Consider the following 16,144-nt stretch of genomic DNA (forward strand, 5'->3'; position numbering starts at 1 on the left):
ATCGACCTCGAGCGGGCATCCCCATGCCCGCGCATGCCAGACCCACGACGACAGAACCGCGACACTTCGTCGAGACAGAGGAGAACCCGTGACCGTCGACCAATTCCGCTCCGGCTCACAGGGCTCGGCACACGCCGACCGCCCGACAGCGACCCTCATCGATCGTCTGTCCGATGGCGAGCCGTATGCGATCAGCTTCGGCGGTCAGGGATCGCCGTGGTTGCCGACCCTCGCCGAACTGGTGGTCGACGCCGACCTCGAACATCGCATCGCCCAGATCGTCGCCGCCGCCGAGCGGATCATCGATCCGGTCGCGGACCGGATCACCATCGCGTTGGCCGACGGTTTTCACCCGCTCACCTGGGTGCGGGCGCTCGACGCCGAAGAGTCCGTCCCCACCGACACCGAACTGGCCGATTTCACCCTGTCGGGTCCCGGCGTGCTGCTCACGCAGCTGGCAGCGGTGGAAGCGCTGAAGAAGCAGGGCCTCGACACCGCGCTCATCTCGCCGAGCGCGGTCATCGGGCACTCCCAGGGCTCGATCGCGACGCACGCGATCGGCGCCGACGGCAATGTCGCCGAGTCCGGTCAGGGACTGCTCCTGGCCATCGCCCAGCTGCTCGGCGCAGCAGGCACCATCGTGGCCCGTCGTCGCGGACTGACCACGACCACCGACGGCACCCCGATGCTCGCCATCAGTGGTGTCGAGCCCGCGCGCGTCGAATCGATCCTGTCCGAGTACCGGGCCGAGCTGGGCGCCGATGATCTGGCAACGGCGCCCGTGGTGGCGATCAGCAACGGCCGACGGTCCGTGGCCTTGTCGGGCGCACCTCGCCACCTGGCCGCCTTCGCAGCGCGCTGCGAACGCATCGCCGCCGCCGAGGCAGCCGACCGCAAACGCAAGGTCACCGGTGGCGCGCCGTTCGATCCCAGCTTCGATCACCTCAACGTGAGTGTCGCCTTCCACCACCCGACGATGGCCGAGGCCGTCGAACTCGTGGGGCAGTGGGCGCAGGAGTGCGGGATCGACCGCGACACCGCGGTGCAGCACGCGAACGCCGTCCTGGTCGACCCGGTCGATTGGGTGTCGACAGTGGACGAGACCGTTCGTGGCGGCGCCAAGTGGATTCTCGACTTCGGTCCGGGCGACCTCGCGACCCGCCTCACCTCGTCACTGGTTCGTGGCCAGGGGGTCGGCCTCGTGTCGGCAGCGCTGCGCGTCGGCCAGCGGAACCTCTTCAGCCCGGGTGGGATCCCCGAGGTCGCACGCCCGTGGACCCAGTTCGCCCCGCAACTGGTGGAGCTGCCCGACGGTCGCAAGGTCGTCGACACCGCGTTCACCCGGTTGACCGGACGCTCACCGATGCTGCTGGCAGGAATGACCCCGACGACGGTCGATCCGGCGATCGTGGCCGCGGCGGCCAACGCCGGACACTGGGCCGAGCTCGCCGGCGGTGGCCAGGTGACCGAACAGATCTTCGCCGACAACGTCGCCAAACTCACCGAGTTGCTGGACGACGGTCGTCAGGCCCAGTTCAACGCGCTGTTCCTCGATCCCTACCTGTGGAAGTTGCAGCTCGGCGGCAAGCGACTCGTGCAGAAGGCGCGTGCCCAGGGCGCCCCGATCGACGGTGTCGTGGTGTCCGCGGGGATCCCCGAACTCGAGGACGCGGTCGCGCTCGTCGACGAGTTCGTCGAGGCCGGACTGCGTTTCGTCGCGTTCAAGCCGGGTACCGTCGAGCAGATCCGCGCCGTCGTGCGGATCGCCAACGAGGTCCCGCATCATCCGGTCATCGTGCAGATCGAGGGTGGCCGCGCAGGCGGCCACCACTCGTGGGAGGACCTCGACGACCTGCTGCTGGCCACCTACGGTGAGCTGCGCGCCCGTCCCAACGTCGTGATCTGCGTCGGCGGCGGCATCGGCACGCCGCAGCGAGCAGGCGAATACCTCACCGGCGCATGGTCTGCCGAGTACGGATATCCGGCCATGCCGCTCGACGGCATCCTGGTCGGCACGGCCGCGATGGCCACCAAGGAGGCGACGACCGCTCCCGAGGTCAAGCAACTGCTGGTGGACACCGTCGGATGCGACGAGTGGATCGGCGCAGGCCACGCCACCGCGGGTATGGCCTCGGGTCGAAGCCAGCTCGGCGCCGACATCCACGAGATCGACAACACCGCATCACGATGCGGCAGGCTGCTCGACGAGGTGGCCGGGGATTCGGACGCGGTTCAGGCGCGTCGCGACGAGATCATCGCGGCGATGGCCGACACGGCCAAGCCCTACTTCGGCGACGTCGCCACCATGACCTATCGCGATTGGCTCGATCGCTACGCCACCCTGGCGGTCGGCGACGGGCGCTCGGATCAGGTCGCCTGGGCCGACATCACCTGGCAGCAGCGTTTCGTCGAGATGCTGCAGCGCACCGAAGCCCGGATGAATCCGGTCGACTCCGGCGAGATCCCGACGATGTTCGGCAGTGCAGGCAGCACCGACGATCCACATGCCGCGATCGACGCGCTCGGCAGCGTCTACCCGGAGATCGAGACCGACATCCTGCACCCGGCCGACGTCGCGTTCTTCCTCGACCTGTGCCGCATCCCCGGAAAGCCGGTCAACTTCGTCCCGGTCATCGACAAGGACGTGCGGCGCTGGTGGCGCAGCGACTCGCTGTGGCAGGCACACGATCCCCGATATCCCGCAGATGCCGTCTGCGTCATCCCCGGTCCGGTCGCCGTCTCCGGCATCACCCGGGTCGACGAACCCGTCGGCGAACTCCTCGATCGGTTCGAGGCGCACGTCGTCGCAGATCTCGAGGGTTCGGGCGTGCAGGCAGCCGCGGTGGACACCCGCAAACGTGCCGGACTCGTCGCAGGTGACGGAACGATCGTCGCGGTCCTCGAGGCCGACGATGTGGAATGGGTCGGCCGTATGGTGCCCAATCCCGTTGCGCTGTTGGGTGACCGGGACCAGTGGCAGCTCGTGGATCCGGACCGTGCCGAGCACGAGCCCACGGGCGCGGTGCTCGAGCGCGTGGCCGGCACCCCCGCGAACGGCTCGTCGGCGGCCGGCGCCGTCGCCCGCTTCGACCTGGTGGCCCCGATCTCGGGTGCGTCCGTGCGGATTCCGCTGCACGTCGACGCCACCCTCCTCGACGGCGGCAATCCGCGTGTGGGTATCGACGAGGCCGCGCAGGCGATGCGCGAGATCCTGACCGTCGCTGCCGGTGGCGACCTCGCCGAGGTGACCGACGGCGCGTCGGTGACGACCGTGGCGTGGGATCCCGACTCCGTCGCCGACCACGCAGCGGTCACCGGATACACCCTCCCGAACAATCTGCGGCCCACGGTCCCGACCGAACCCTTCGGATTCGCCGTGCCGGACACGCTCGTCGGGGCTTCGTGGCCGAGTGTGTTCAGCGTCATCGGTGCCGCGCGCACCGCCGACGGCGCACCGGTCGTCGAAGGACTGCTGGACCTGGTCCACCTCGACCACGTGGTGGAGCTCGTCGGTGAGATCCCCACCGTCGCCACCGAACTCACCGTCACCGCGCGCAGTGGGGCAGTGCACGACACCGAGGTAGGACGCGTCGTCGAGGTCTCCGTGGAGGTCGCCGGGCCGCAGGGTGCCATCGCCACGTTCGGCGAGCGGTTCGCCATCCGTGGACGTCTCGGCGCCGCGGAATTGACCGATCCGGCCCGCGCCGGCGGCGCGGCGACCGACGAGCAGTCCGCGACGCGCAAACTCCTGCGACAGGCCACCCTAACCGCACCGAGCCGGATGAACGGATTCGCCGCGGTATCCGGCGACCGCAACCCGATCCACACCGACGCCAACGCAGCCCGGCTGGCCGGACTGGGCGATCCGATCGTGCACGGCATGTGGCTCTCGGCAGCGGTCCAGCAGGTCGTGACCGCCACCGACAGCAAGAACCCGATCCCGTCGGCACGACCGCTGATCGGCTGGACCGCACGCTATCTGGGCATGGTCCGCACCGGGGACAGCGTCACCGTGCGGGTCGACCGGGTCGGGCTCGATGCGGGGCGTGAGGTCGTCGAGGTGAGCGCCAAGGTCGGTGACGACCTGGTGATGAGCGCGACGGGGCTGTTGGCGGCGCCGCGTACCGTCTACGCCTTCCCGGGGCAGGGCATCCAGAGCAAGGGCATGGGCCTCGATGCACGGGCGCGATCGAAGGCCGCGCGTGAGGTGTGGGACCGTGCCGACAAGCACACGCGTGGCGCACTGGGATTCTCGATCCTCGCAGTGGTCCGCGACAACCCGACCACGCTGGTCGCCAACGGAACGACATACAACCATCCCGACGGCGTGCTGAACCTGACGCAGTTCACCCAGGTCGCCATGGCCACGCTGGGCGTCGCGCAGATCGCCGAACTCAAGGAAGCCGGCGGATTCGTCGAGGGCGCCATCACCTGCGGGCACTCGGTGGGCGAGTACAACGCCCTCGCGGCCTGCGCCGGTGTGCTCCCGTTGGAAGCGGTGCTCGAAGTGGTCTTCCAGCGAGGCGAGGCGATGCACCACCTCGTGCCGCGCGACGAACTCGGCCGCAGCGACTATCGGATGGCGGCCATCCGCCCGAGCCAGTTCGGACTGGCCGACGACGACGTCGCCACCTGGGTACAGGAGTACGGAGAGTCGGTCGGTGAGTTCCTCGAGGTGGTGAACTTCAACCTGCTCGGTTCGCAGTACGCGCTCGTCGGCACCGTCCGCGGCCTCGAACACCTCGAAGCCGAGATCGAGCGGCGCCGCATCGAATTCGGTGGAAAGCGCTCGTTCATCCTGGTGCCGGGCATCGACGTGCCGTTCCACTCGACGGTGCTGCGGGCCGGCGTGCCCGAGTTCCGCGAAAAGCTCGAGGACCTGTTGCCCGAGCACATCGACCCGGAAATCCTTGTCGGGCACTACATCCCGAATCTCGTGCCGAGACTGTTCACGCTGGACCGGTCGTTCGTCGAGGAGATCGCCGAACTCGTCCCCTCCGACCCGCTGAATGCGGTCCTGGCCGATTGGGATTCGTGGGCTGCCACACCGGGCCAGTTGGTGCGGGTGGTTCTGATCGAACTGCTGGCGTGGCAGTTCGCCAGCCCGGTTCGCTGGATCGAGACGCAGGAGCTGCTCTTCGCGGGCGCCGAGCGCAGTGGCCTCGGGGTCCAGCGGTTCGTCGAGATCGGGTTGAAGGGCGCTCCCACGCTGTCCGGACTCGCGTCCAACACGCTGAAGCTCGACGACTACGCCTCGGCGACCACCGAGGTGGCCAACGTGGAGCGCGACTCGGAGCTGATCCTGGCCAAGGACTCCGGCCCCGAACCCGAAGACGAGATCGACGAGCCCACCGACACCCCGGCAGCCGAATCGCCTGCCGCAGCCGCGCCGTCGGCGCCTGCCGCAGCGGCACCGGCGCCCGCGGCCGCTGCCGGTCCCCGGCCCGACGACATCGCCTTCGGCCCGGCCGACGCGGTGAAGTCCGTGATCGCGTTGTGGACCAAGATGCGTACCGATCAGATCGGTTCGGCCGACACCATCGAGGCGCTGTGCGACGGTGTCTCGTCGCGGCGTAACCAACTTCTGCTCGACATCGGTGGTGAGCTGGGGCTCGGTGCCATCGACGGTGCCGCCGAGGCGGACATGGTGGCGTTGTCGTCGACGGTGGACACCCTTGCTCGCGGCTACAAGCCGCTGGGGCCGGTCCTCACCGATGCCGTCGGTGACCAGATCCGCAAGGTGCTCGGCCCGCTCGGCAAGCGTCAGTCCTACATCACCGACCGCGTGTCGAACGTCTGGCAGCTCGGACCCGGCTGGGGCGTGCACACCACGGTTGCCGTGGCGTTGGGCTCACGCGACGGTGCGAGTGTGCGTGGTGAGGACCTCGGCAATCTCCTCGACGGTCCGCTGGCCGGTGCCGATGCGCTCGACGCGCTGATCGACCGCGCCGTCACCTCGGTGGGTGCGGCTCGCGGAGTCACGGTCACGTTGCCCGCAGCCGAAGGCGGTGGCGGCGCAACGGTCGACGCGGCCGCTCTGGGTGAGTTCACCGAGCAGATCACGGGGCGTTCCGGGGCCTTGGCCTCGGCCGCCTACACCGTGCTGGCCAAGCTCGGCCTCGCCGACGAGGCGCACACGGCCGAGGCCGTCGACGATCCCAATGCGGCTGTCGCCGAACGGGTCAGCGCAGAACTCGGCTCCGACTGGGCGCGCACGGTGGCACCTGCGTTCGACTCGGCCAAGGTCGTCCTCGTCGACGATCGCTGGGCCACCAGCCGCGAAGACCTGGTACACGTCTGGCTCGCCGACGAGCATGCGCTCGACATCGACCACGAACAGGTCGTGAGCAGGTTCGAGGGCGCGGGTCACACGGTGGCACAGCACGCCACGTGGTGGCAGGGCAAGGCACTCGCCGCCGGCAACTCCGTCCACGCACGGATCTTCGAGGCGATCGCGCACGCCGCCGAGGTCCCCGGTACCGGCCAGTGGTCGCAGGACATCGCCGTGGTGACCGGCGCGGGCAAGGGGTCGATCGCCTCGGGTGTGGTGGCCGGTCTGCTCGCCGGTGGCGCCACGGTGATCGCCACGACCTCGCGACTCGATTCCGACAAGCTGGCCTTCTACAAGAAGCTCTATCGCGAGAACGCGCGATTCGGCGCGGCTCTGTGGGTGGCGCCGGCGAACATGGCGTCCTACACCGACGTCGATGATCTGGCCGAGTGGATCGGTGCCGAGCAGACCGAGAATCTCGGTGGCACCACCGCGGTGGTCAAGCCGGCCATGAAGCCGACGCTGCTGTTCCCGTTCGCGGCACCCCGTGTCGCCGGTGACCTCACCGAAGCCGGTGGGCGCGCCGAACTGGAGATGAAGGTGCTGCTGTGGTCGGTCGAGCGGCTCATCGCCGGGCTCGCCGAGATCCACGCCGACCATGACATCGCCGCACGTGTGCACGTGGTGTTGCCGGGTTCACCGAACCGCGGGATGTTCGGCGGTGACGGTGCGTACGGCGAGAGCAAGGCCGCACTCGATGCGCTGGTCACCCGCTGGTCTGCCGAGGAGTCGTGGAATCACAAGACGACCCTTGCGCACGCCCTGATCGGATGGGTGCGCGGTACCGGGCTGATGGGCCACAACGACGGCATGGTCGACGCCGTGGAGGCCGCCGGGGTCCGGACCTGGAGTACGGCCGAGATGGCCGCGAACCTCCTCGGGCTGTGCACCGCCGCGCACCGGGAACACGCGCGATCCGAGCCGATCGTGGCCGACTTCACCGGTGGGCTCGACCCGTCGGTCGACCTGAAAGCACTCGCGGCCTCGGCTGCCGAGGCCGCGGCGCAGGAGGATGCGCAAGCGCAGGAGGCCGTCTCGACGGTGGCCGCACTGCCCCCGCCGGCGCGTGCTCCCAAGGGCGACAACGTTCCCGAGTGGCCTGCGATCGACACGCGTCCGGAGGATCTGGTCGTCATCGTGGGTGCCGGCGAGCTCGGGCCATACGGATCTGCCCGCACCCGGTTCGAGATGGAGGTCGACGAGAAGCTCTCGGCGGCAGGCGTCGTGGAGCTGGCCTGGAACACCGGCCTCATCCAGTGGGACACCGCACCCAAGCCGGGGTGGTACGACACCGAATCCGGTGATCCGGTGGCGGAGAGCGAGATCGCCGAGCGCTACCACGACGAGGTCGTGGCCCGCTGCGGTATCCGCCGCTACCAGGACGAGGGCGCGATGGTGGACAACACCTCGCCGCTGCTCACCTCGGTCTTCCTCGACGAGGACCTCACCTTCACGGTGAGTTCCGAGGCCGAGGCACGGGCGTTCGCCGCGGCGAACCCGGACAAGACCCGGGTCGTGGAGAACGGTGAGACGGGTGACTGGCAGGTCACCCGACTGGCCGGGACCGAAATCCGTGTACCGCGGCAGTTCTCGCTGTCCCGGACGGTCGGGGGCCAGATCCCGACGGGATTCGATCCCACCCGCTGGGGTGTGTCACCGGACATGGCCGAATCGGTCGACCGGGTGGCGCTGTGGAACCTGGTGGCCACCGTCGACGCGTTCTTGTCGTCGGGTTTCACGCCCGCCGAACTGATGCGCTGGGTGCACCCGGGTCTGGTGGCCAACACGCAGGGCACGGGTATGGGCGGCATGACCTCGATGCGCGAGCTCTACATCAACACGCTGCTCGGGGAGTCCAAGGCCAACGACATCCTGCAGGAGGCCCTGCCCAACATCGTTGCCGCCCATGTGGTCCAGAGCTACGTGGGTAGCTATGGCGCGATGATCCACCCGGTTGCGGCGTGCGCCACGGCGGCGGTGTCGGTCGAAGAGGGTGCCGACAAGATCCGTCTGGGCAAGGCGTTGTTCGCGGTCGCCGGTGGTTTCGACGATCTCGGCATCGAGGGCATCGTCGGTTTCGGTGACATGTCCGCGACCGCGGAGTCGGCGAAGATGTCCGCACGGGGGATCGACGAGCGTCGCTTCTCGCGGGCCAACGATCGCCGTCGCGGCGGATTCGTCGAATCCGCAGGCGGTGGAACGATTCTCCTGGCTCGTGGCGACGTCGCGGCCGACATGGGGCTGCCGGTCCTCGGTGTGGTCGCCTGGGCGCAGAGCTTCGGCGACGGCGTGCACACCTCCATCCCTGCCCCCGGGCTCGGTGCACTGGGTGCCGCGCGTGGTACCGAGACGTCGCCGCTGGCGAACGCGCTCAACGCGCTCGGCGTCAGTGCCGACGACGTGGCGGTGATCTCCAAGCACGACACATCGACCAAGGCGAACGACCCGAACGAGTCCGAACTCCACGAGCGGCTGGCCGCCGCGATCGGTCGAGGCGATGGTGCCCCGCTGTTCGTGGTGTCGCAGAAATCGTTGACCGGCCACGCCAAGGGCGGTGCAGCGGCCTTCCAGCTGATCGGCCTGTGCCAACTTCTTCGCGACGGTGTGATCCCACCGAACCGCAGCCTGGACTGCGTCGACGAGAAGATGAAGGAGTACCCGCATCTGGTCTGGCCGCGCGAGACCCTGCGGCTGGGGGAGCGGTTCCCGCTCAAGGCAGGTCTGCTGACCAGCCTCGGCTTCGGCCACGTATCCGGACTCATCGCAGTCGTGCACCCGGAAGCGTTTGTGGCAACACTGGATTCGGATCAGGCGAAGGAGTACCGCCGCCGGTCGGCGGAGCGGGCCCGCAACGGCAACCAGCGTTTGCTGGAGGCGATGTGCGGCGTCGAACCCGCCTACCAGCGACCGCCGAACCGTCGTCTGGACGCATCCGTCGACGAGCACGACGCCGAGGCCGCACTGTTGCTCGATCCATCGGTGCGGTTGTCCTCCGGCGATCGCTATGCCCGTCCCGTCGGGGCGGAGTGACCGCCGCAGCGGATCCGCCCATGACTGTGCTCGGAGTGGGGATCGACCTCGTGTCGATTCCCGAGTTCGGCGAACAGCTCAAGCAGCCCGGCACGACGTTCGCGGACCGGTTCACGGTTCGCGAACGTCGTGACGCCGCGGCGGGCACCGGCGACGAGGCCCGCCATCTGGCCGCGCGGTGGGCTGCGAAAGAGGCGGTGGTGAAAGCGTGGTCGGTGAGCCGATTCTCGCGATCGCCCCTGCTGCCGCTGATCCGGCACAGCGACATCGAGGTCGTCACCGACACCTGGGGTCGCCCGGCGATCCGTCTGGCCGGTGAGATCGGTGAACTGCTCGAGGGCACCCGGCTGCACATCTCGCTGACCCACGACGGTGACATGGCAGCCGCGGTCGCCGTCCTGGAGGGAACCTAGTGTCCCGCGCCCGAAGTTCGCTACATATTTCGGCGGCCCAGGCGGCACCTCGCTGCGTTGGCGTCGTCGCAGGTACATCGAGTACCGGCCTCCTCCGCCGCCTTGCGATGCATCCACCTGACCCGGCGAACTACAGAAACGAACTTCGGGCGCGGGACACTAGGCCGACCCGCGATCGGTCGCCTCACCCGTGGGGACCGGTGTCGCCAACGCCGAGATGATGTCGACGAAATGTTGTCGGACCGTGTCGAGGTCCATGTCCAGCAGCAGCTGGTAGATGACGCCGTCGTAGATGGTGACCACGGCGCGCGCGAGATCCGCGGGTGTGGTGAACGGCGCGGGCAGATCCATCCCGTCGTCGGCGATCAGCGCGGCGATCCGCTTCTGGGCCGCGTCCCGCAGGGCGGCCCGCGAACCACGCAGTCCCTCGGCGGCTTGCGGTCGTCGCGCGGCATACAGGACGAAATCGATGTTCACGAGCAGCCATTCCCGTGAGACGTCGAGAGCGTGGATCCAATCGGAGGCCAACGTGACGAGGTCGCGTTCTGCGCCGTGTAGCGCCACCTCGACGAGGCGATCGGTGGCGTCGGCCGACTGCTGACGATAGAGGTCGAAGAACAGCTCCTCGAGCGAGGAGAAGTTCGAGTAGAACGCGCCCTTGGTGTAACCGGACGCCCGGCAGACGTCGTCGATGCGCGTGGCCCCGAACCCCTTCTCCGCGAACACCCGGAACGAGGCGTCGATCAGGCGTTGCCGGGTGTGTTCTCGTCGCCGCGTGGGTGTCGATCCCGGACGTGATGCTGGCCCTGCCATGGCAGTCAGTGTGGCATGCCCGTTGACATCCGATACCGTTTGGTATTCGATACCTTTTAGTATCGGAGGAGGGCGATGTGGGTATTCGCATGACCGTGGGGGTCGTGGCGCTGGTGGTCGGCGTGATGGTCGGGCAGTCTGCACCGGCGATCGCGGATCCGGCGGCGGGTGCATCGATGGTCACCAGAACGTATGTCTCCGAACATGGTTCGCGTGACTACCAGGTGTTCACCCCGCATCGGGACATGCGCGGGCGGCCGCTGATCGTCTGGCTCCACGGCGCAACCGAAGTCGCACATGGTGATTCGCGAACGCTTCGCGCGGACAACTCGCTCGTGCGACTGGCGGATCGATACGGATACGCCGTCGTGGCGCCGAATCAATCGCTTCGTGCGAATCCACAGGGTGCCTGGAACATCTTCGACCCGGCCGGCATGGTGCGAGGCGGTGGTGAGGCGGCCATCATCGCCGGGATCATCCGTCGGGCCACCCGGGAACTCGGGACGGATCGGGCGCGAACCTATGTCGTCGGGCATTCCGCGGGCGCAGGCATGACCCAGTACATCGGGGCCCTGTACCCGGAGCTCGTCACCGCGGTGGCGCCGGTCGCGGGATGGCCGTATCTGTTCGACCCGACCGGTACGGCGGTCACCGTCGCCATGGGCGAACACCGGAAACGTATGCCCGCGTTCATCGTCCAGGGGGATCGCGACGACCTCTCGGTCCCCGCGTTCGGCGCCATGCAGCTCGCGGCGGCCAAGTCGGTGAACGGGATCGATCCGCTCGCCCCTCCGCGCAGAGCCGTGGTGCGGGGCACCGACCCGTATCGCACCGTGCTGGAGTCCTTCGGCGGGGGACGGGTCGTCTATGCGAACGTGCTCGGTGCCGGACATCCGACGGGGCGCGGAGGTGTGACGCTCTCGGGTCCCGCGCTCGATCAAATCCTCGTGAGTTTCCTGCTCGCCCAACGGTGACCGGGGAATCTCAGGCCTCGGCCGTGGTCTCCTCGAGCAGGAGATAGCCGGCCAGCATGCGCTTGAGCTCGGCGACGGTCTCGTCGTGGTCGTGGCCGTCTTGTACCGAGAAGCTGAGGACCGAATACGCCGTGTGCACCAGCACCTGCGACATCATCTCGCGGCGCGTGCGCTGCGTGGGCGTCAGTGGCGCGAGGATGCGGGCCACCTGATCGGCGAGGACCTTCTCGTTCTGCGACGCGGTGACGCGGGTCGCCGGGGTGGACTGGACTGCGAGCCAGACGGCGCGGCGCGACGGGTCGTCGCGCCACAGGGCGGCCAGGTGGTCGAGGAACTTCTCGAGCAGGTGCGGCCACTCCAGCGACGGGATCTCGGAGGAAAAGGCCGCCAACTCCTCGCGGACGTCGACGGTGTCCTGCCGATCGAGTTCGCAGACGATCACGTACTTGTTGGCGAAGTACTGATAGAGCGTGCCGATCGGCACTTCGGCCCGCGATGCAATCTCCTCGCAGGTGAGCGATTCGAAGCCGACCTCGATCAGCAGATCTCGAGCGGCTCCGAGCATCGCGGAGAACTTCTTCTTGCTCCGCTCCTGCGTGGGTCGCTTGCGAGGAACCAGCGGCTCGGCCGGTGCGGACATCGGTGTCGTCACCTCGGGGGAGCGCTCACACCGACAGATCGCGACGAAGTTTGGCGACGTGGCCGGTGGCGCGGACGTTGTACTGCGCCACTTCGATGTTCCCTTCCTCGTCCACGAGGAACGTCGAGCGGATCACGCCCGTGACAACCTTGCCGTACATCGTCTTCTCGCCGAACGCGCCCCACGCGGTCAGGACATCCTTGTCGGGATCGGACAGGAGGGGGAAGGTGAGCTCCTGTGCCTCGACGAACTTCGCGAGCTTGGCGGGCTTGTCCGGGGAGATACCGACGACCTCGAGCCCGGCGTCGTTGAGCTCGGCGAGATTGTCGCGGAAATCACACGCCTGCTTGGTGCAGCCCGGCGTGGAGGCCGCCGGGTAGAAGTACACGATGACCTTCCGGCCGGCGTAGTCCGACAGCGATACCGGTTTCCCGTTCGCGTCGGGGAGGGTGAAGGCGGGCGCTCGGTCGCCGGGAGACAACCGCTTGGTTGCTGACATACCCGTCAGGTTAGCCGATGGCGGCGTCCCAGCGTTTCGACATACACGGGTGGTATGTCGAGATGGTTCGATTCGGCGATAACAGCTCGACGTCGGGGTGTGCTGCGTGACCGCTCGGCGTCACGCCCATGACGTAGTCTCGACTGGTCATCTTCTAGGCGTCATCACGGGTCAGACGGTTCTGCCGGGACCGTTGACCTGACGCCCGTCGAACTCACTGGGAGGAAGCCGTGGCCGGGGATACCGAACGTATCGAACAGGACATCGCGCAGGCGCGCGAGGACCTGGCCAAAACCCTCGACGTCCTGGCCGAGCGCGCCAATCCGCAGCGCCTCGCCGACGATCTCAAGCACAAGGTGATCGCCACGTTGAACACGCCCGCGGTGAAGATCGGGCTCGCCGGTGTCGGCGTCGTGGTCACCGTCCTCGTGGTGCGGAAGATCATCCGGTGACAGTTCGTCCTGTGGCACCACGCCGCACGGACGGTGACAGACGGATCGGACTCGGCGGCGCGCTCCTGGTCGCGGCGTCCGTGGCTGTCATGGCACTGTCCGGATGCTCGTCGTCGCCGTCGTATCCCGACACCGTCACCGATGCCCAGAGCCTCGATGCATTCGCCCAACCGACCATCTCGGTGACCGGATGGCGCGATCAGCCGATGCGTGACAAGGCCGTCGGGGTCATGCCGGGTGCGCCGATCACCGTGACCGCTCACGACGGCAACCTGTCGTCGGTGGTGGTCTCCGGGCCGGACGGGAAGGTCTCCGGCAAGACATCGGCCGACGGGACCCGGTGGGTGTCCGACCAGGCCCTGGACTTCGGCGCCGACTACACGCTGACGGCCGCGGCGCGCGGCGTCGACGGAAACGGCGCCCGCAAGATCGGATTCACCACCGCGTCGGCGGATTCGCTGGCCGATGCCTCGACCGTGACCGCGGACGGGGAGACGGTGGGTGTCGGGCAACCGGTCGCCATCAACTTCGACACGCCGGTCGTCAACAAGCGCAACGCGCAGAACGCGATCAAGGTCACCACCGACCCGCCGGTCGACGGCGCGTTCTACTGGATCAACGACAGCATGGTGCGCTGGCGTCCGGAGCACTTCTGGAAGCCGGGCACCAAGGTGCACATGTCGGCGAAGATGACGGGCATCGACCTCGGTGACGGCGTCTTCGGTGACAACAACGTCGATTCGGACTTCACCGTCGGTCGCAGCCTGGTGGCCGTCGCCGACGACAACACGCATCAGATCAAGGTCTCGATCGACGGCAAGGTCGTGCGCACCATGCCGACTTCGATGGGCAAGGATTCGTCGCCGACCAACAACGGGACCTACATCGTGGCCGAACGTGACCCCAGCGTGGTGATGGACTCGTCCACCTACGGGGTGCCCGTCAATTCCCCGGAGGGCTACAAGGAGGTCGTCTACGACGCGACCCGGATGTCGTTCAGCGGCATCTATCTCCACTCGGCGCCGTGGTCGCTGGGTGATCAGGGTTACGACGATGTCAGCAACGGCTGCCTGAACGTGAGTCCCGAGAACGCCGAGTGGTTTTTGAAGACGGCGTTGCGTGGGGACATCGTGATCGCGAAAAACACTGTCGGGCCACCACTTCCGGGTGATGACGGACTGGGTGACTGGAACGTGCCGTGGGCGGTCTGGAAGAAGGGCAACGCCTGATCGACGCGGGTGCGAACAGGGCCACACGCAGGCGATTTCACTTCTGCCGCTTGGACATGTAAGGTTTCGTCTCGCACCGGCAAGCGCCATTAGCTCAATTGGCAGAGCAGCTGACTCTTAATCAGCGGGTTCGGGGTTCGAGTCCCTGATGGCGCACCACGCAAACGCCCCGTGAAAGCGGGGCGTTTCGTCGTCGGAGGGGTCGAGGTATCGACAGCCAACGGCGCCGATGATCCGGCATTCCGGGCATCATCTCGTACACTGGTCGCGGGTCGTGCGCCACATTCGGTGGCCGCACGATCCGTTCGTAGGTGGCTGGAAGGTTGGAGGATCATGCGGATCGGTCTGGGACGCTCTGGGCGGCGTTCACCCCTGGTTCTGATCGGCATCGTCGTCGCGGTTGTCGCGATGCTCTCGGCGTGTTCCGAGGAGCCGACGTACTCGTCGAACGTGGGTAGCTCCAACCTGCTCGACGACATGCTCAAGCCGGGCATGGAGGTCACCGAGTGGGGCAATCGTCCGCTCGCCGATCAGGCCGTCGGTATCCAGCCGGGTGCACCGATCACCGTGTCGGCGCGCGAGGGCGCGATCACCGGTGTGCGCATCGAGAAGGCCGACGGGTCCCCGCTCAAGGGTGAGCTGTCCGCCGACGGCACGAGCTGGACCAGTGCCGAGCCGCTGGGCTACAACCGCACCTACAAGCTGCAGGCCGACGCCGTCGGCATCGGTGGCAAGAGCACCAAGCAGGTCTCGTTCACCACGCGGGCGCCGAACAATCTGACACAGGCGTACCTGACCCCGTCGCCGGGTGAGACCGTCGGTGTCGGTCAGCCGGTGGCGATCAAGTTCGACGAGGCCATCCCGAACCGCAAGGCAGCGCAGCAAGCCATTCGGATCACCACCGATCCGCCGGTGCAGGGCGCGTTCTACTGGATCAGCGATTCCGAGGTCCGGTGGCGTCCGGAGCATTACTGGAAGACCGGGACCAAGGTGAACGTGGCGGTCAACACCTACGGGATCGACCTCGGCGACGGACTGTTCGGCCAAGAGAACGTGCGCACCAACTTCCGGGTCGGTCGTTCGATGATGATCACCGCCGACGACAACACCAAGCAGGTCGTGTTCAACCGTGACGGCAAGGTCATCCGCACCATGCCGACGTCGATGGGCAAGCCGGGCGCCGAGACCGACAACGGCATCTATCTGGTGTCCGACAAGCACGATCACATCATCATGGACTCGTCCACCTACGGTGTCCCGATCAATTCGGCCGACGGCTACCGGACCCCGGTGGATTACGCGACGCGGATGTCCTACAGCGGCATCTTCTTCCACTCGGCCCCGTGGTCGGTGTGGGCACAGGGCAACACCAACACCAGCCACGGCTGCCTCAACCTGAGTCCCGACAACGCGTTGTGGGTCATGCAGAACACCCTGCGAGGAGATCCGGTCGTCGTGAAGAACACCGGCGGCGCGACGCTGTCGGGCGTCGACGGTCTCGGCGACTGGAACATCCCGTGGAGCGAGTGGTCGAAGGGTAACGCCTGACCCGAATCGTCGGCGGCTCGGCGCACTGCCGCGGTCTGCCGCGATCGATGACAACCTGCGGAACCCGGGGACACGATCCTCGTGGGATCGGCCCGAGGACCGCTCGGTCGGCCTGATCCGGATGTGGCAGGGCCCTGACCACGAAGTAGACGACGTCACCGGGTGGATCGGTCCGGTCGGTGATCTCCATACGTCGCGGAGATGACACGGGCGCG

Annotated in this window: 9 protein-coding genes and 1 tRNA gene; 7 read left to right on the top strand and 3 right to left on the bottom strand. The window is 67.7% G+C overall.

Annotation, left to right across the window (positions count from 1 at the left end; all coding sequences use genetic code 11):
• Positions 1–88 precede the first annotated feature (88 nt).
• Both AAFP35_RS22925 and AAFP35_RS22930 read left to right on the top strand, forming a co-directional pair.
• Complete coding sequence (locus AAFP35_RS22925; RefSeq protein WP_419223970.1) at positions 89–9,361, top strand: fatty acid synthase subunit beta domain-containing protein; 9,273 nt, start codon at positions 89–91, stop codon at positions 9,359–9,361.
• A 20-nt stretch (positions 9,362–9,381) separates the two neighbouring features.
• The gene (locus AAFP35_RS22930; protein ID WP_419223971.1) at positions 9,382–9,774 is read left to right on the top strand and encodes a holo-ACP synthase; all 393 of its coding nucleotides are present in this window, start codon (positions 9,382–9,384) and stop codon (positions 9,772–9,774) included.
• A gap of 159 nt (positions 9,775–9,933) precedes the next feature.
• Here AAFP35_RS22930 and AAFP35_RS22935 read toward each other — a convergent pair whose 3' ends face one another.
• On the bottom strand, positions 9,934–10,587 hold the full coding sequence (locus tag AAFP35_RS22935; protein ID WP_419223972.1) for a TetR/AcrR family transcriptional regulator: 654 nt from the start codon (positions 10,585–10,587) through the stop codon (positions 9,934–9,936).
• A gap of 77 nt (positions 10,588–10,664) precedes the next feature.
• On the opposite strand from AAFP35_RS22935, the gene AAFP35_RS22940 reads away from it, so the two are divergent.
• A complete protein-coding gene (locus tag AAFP35_RS22940; RefSeq protein WP_419223973.1) occupies positions 10,665–11,561 on the top strand; it encodes an alpha/beta hydrolase family esterase in 897 nt (298 codons plus the stop codon).
• Between the two features lie 10 nt (positions 11,562–11,571).
• Here AAFP35_RS22940 and AAFP35_RS22945 read toward each other — a convergent pair whose 3' ends face one another.
• Together AAFP35_RS22945 and bcp are read right to left on the bottom strand one after the other, a co-directional pair.
• Positions 11,572–12,201: a TetR family transcriptional regulator gene (locus AAFP35_RS22945; protein ID WP_419223974.1), complete on the bottom strand. Its 630-nt coding sequence runs from the start codon at positions 12,199–12,201 to the stop codon at positions 11,572–11,574.
• A 25-nt stretch (positions 12,202–12,226) separates the two neighbouring features.
• A complete protein-coding gene (gene bcp, locus AAFP35_RS22950) occupies positions 12,227–12,700 on the bottom strand; it encodes a thioredoxin-dependent thiol peroxidase (protein ID WP_419223975.1) in 474 nt (157 codons plus the stop codon).
• Positions 12,701–12,930: 230 nt separating this feature from the next.
• Here bcp and AAFP35_RS22955 point away from each other — a divergent pair, with 230 nt between their 5' ends.
• From AAFP35_RS22955 to AAFP35_RS22970, 4 genes are all read left to right on the top strand, one after another.
• Entirely contained in the window at positions 12,931–13,152 is a 222-nt protein-coding gene (locus AAFP35_RS22955) for a DUF3618 domain-containing protein (protein WP_419223976.1), read from the top strand.
• Positions 13,153–13,241: 89 nt separating this feature from the next.
• A complete protein-coding gene (locus tag AAFP35_RS22960; protein WP_419224012.1) occupies positions 13,242–14,381 on the top strand; it encodes a L,D-transpeptidase in 1,140 nt (379 codons plus the stop codon).
• 83 nt (positions 14,382–14,464) lie between these two features.
• Positions 14,465–14,540: transfer RNA gene (locus AAFP35_RS22965), tRNA-Lys, on the top strand.
• A 174-nt stretch (positions 14,541–14,714) separates the two neighbouring features.
• Complete coding sequence (locus AAFP35_RS22970) at positions 14,715–15,929, top strand: L,D-transpeptidase (RefSeq protein ID WP_419223977.1); 1,215 nt, start codon at positions 14,715–14,717, stop codon at positions 15,927–15,929.
• The last annotated feature ends 215 nt before the right edge of the window (positions 15,930–16,144 follow it).

Origin of the sequence: Gordonia sp. CPCC 206044 (genome assembly GCF_048537895.1) — a bacterium.
In the GTDB taxonomy this organism is placed as follows: Bacteria; Actinomycetota; Actinomycetes; order Mycobacteriales; family Mycobacteriaceae; genus Gordonia.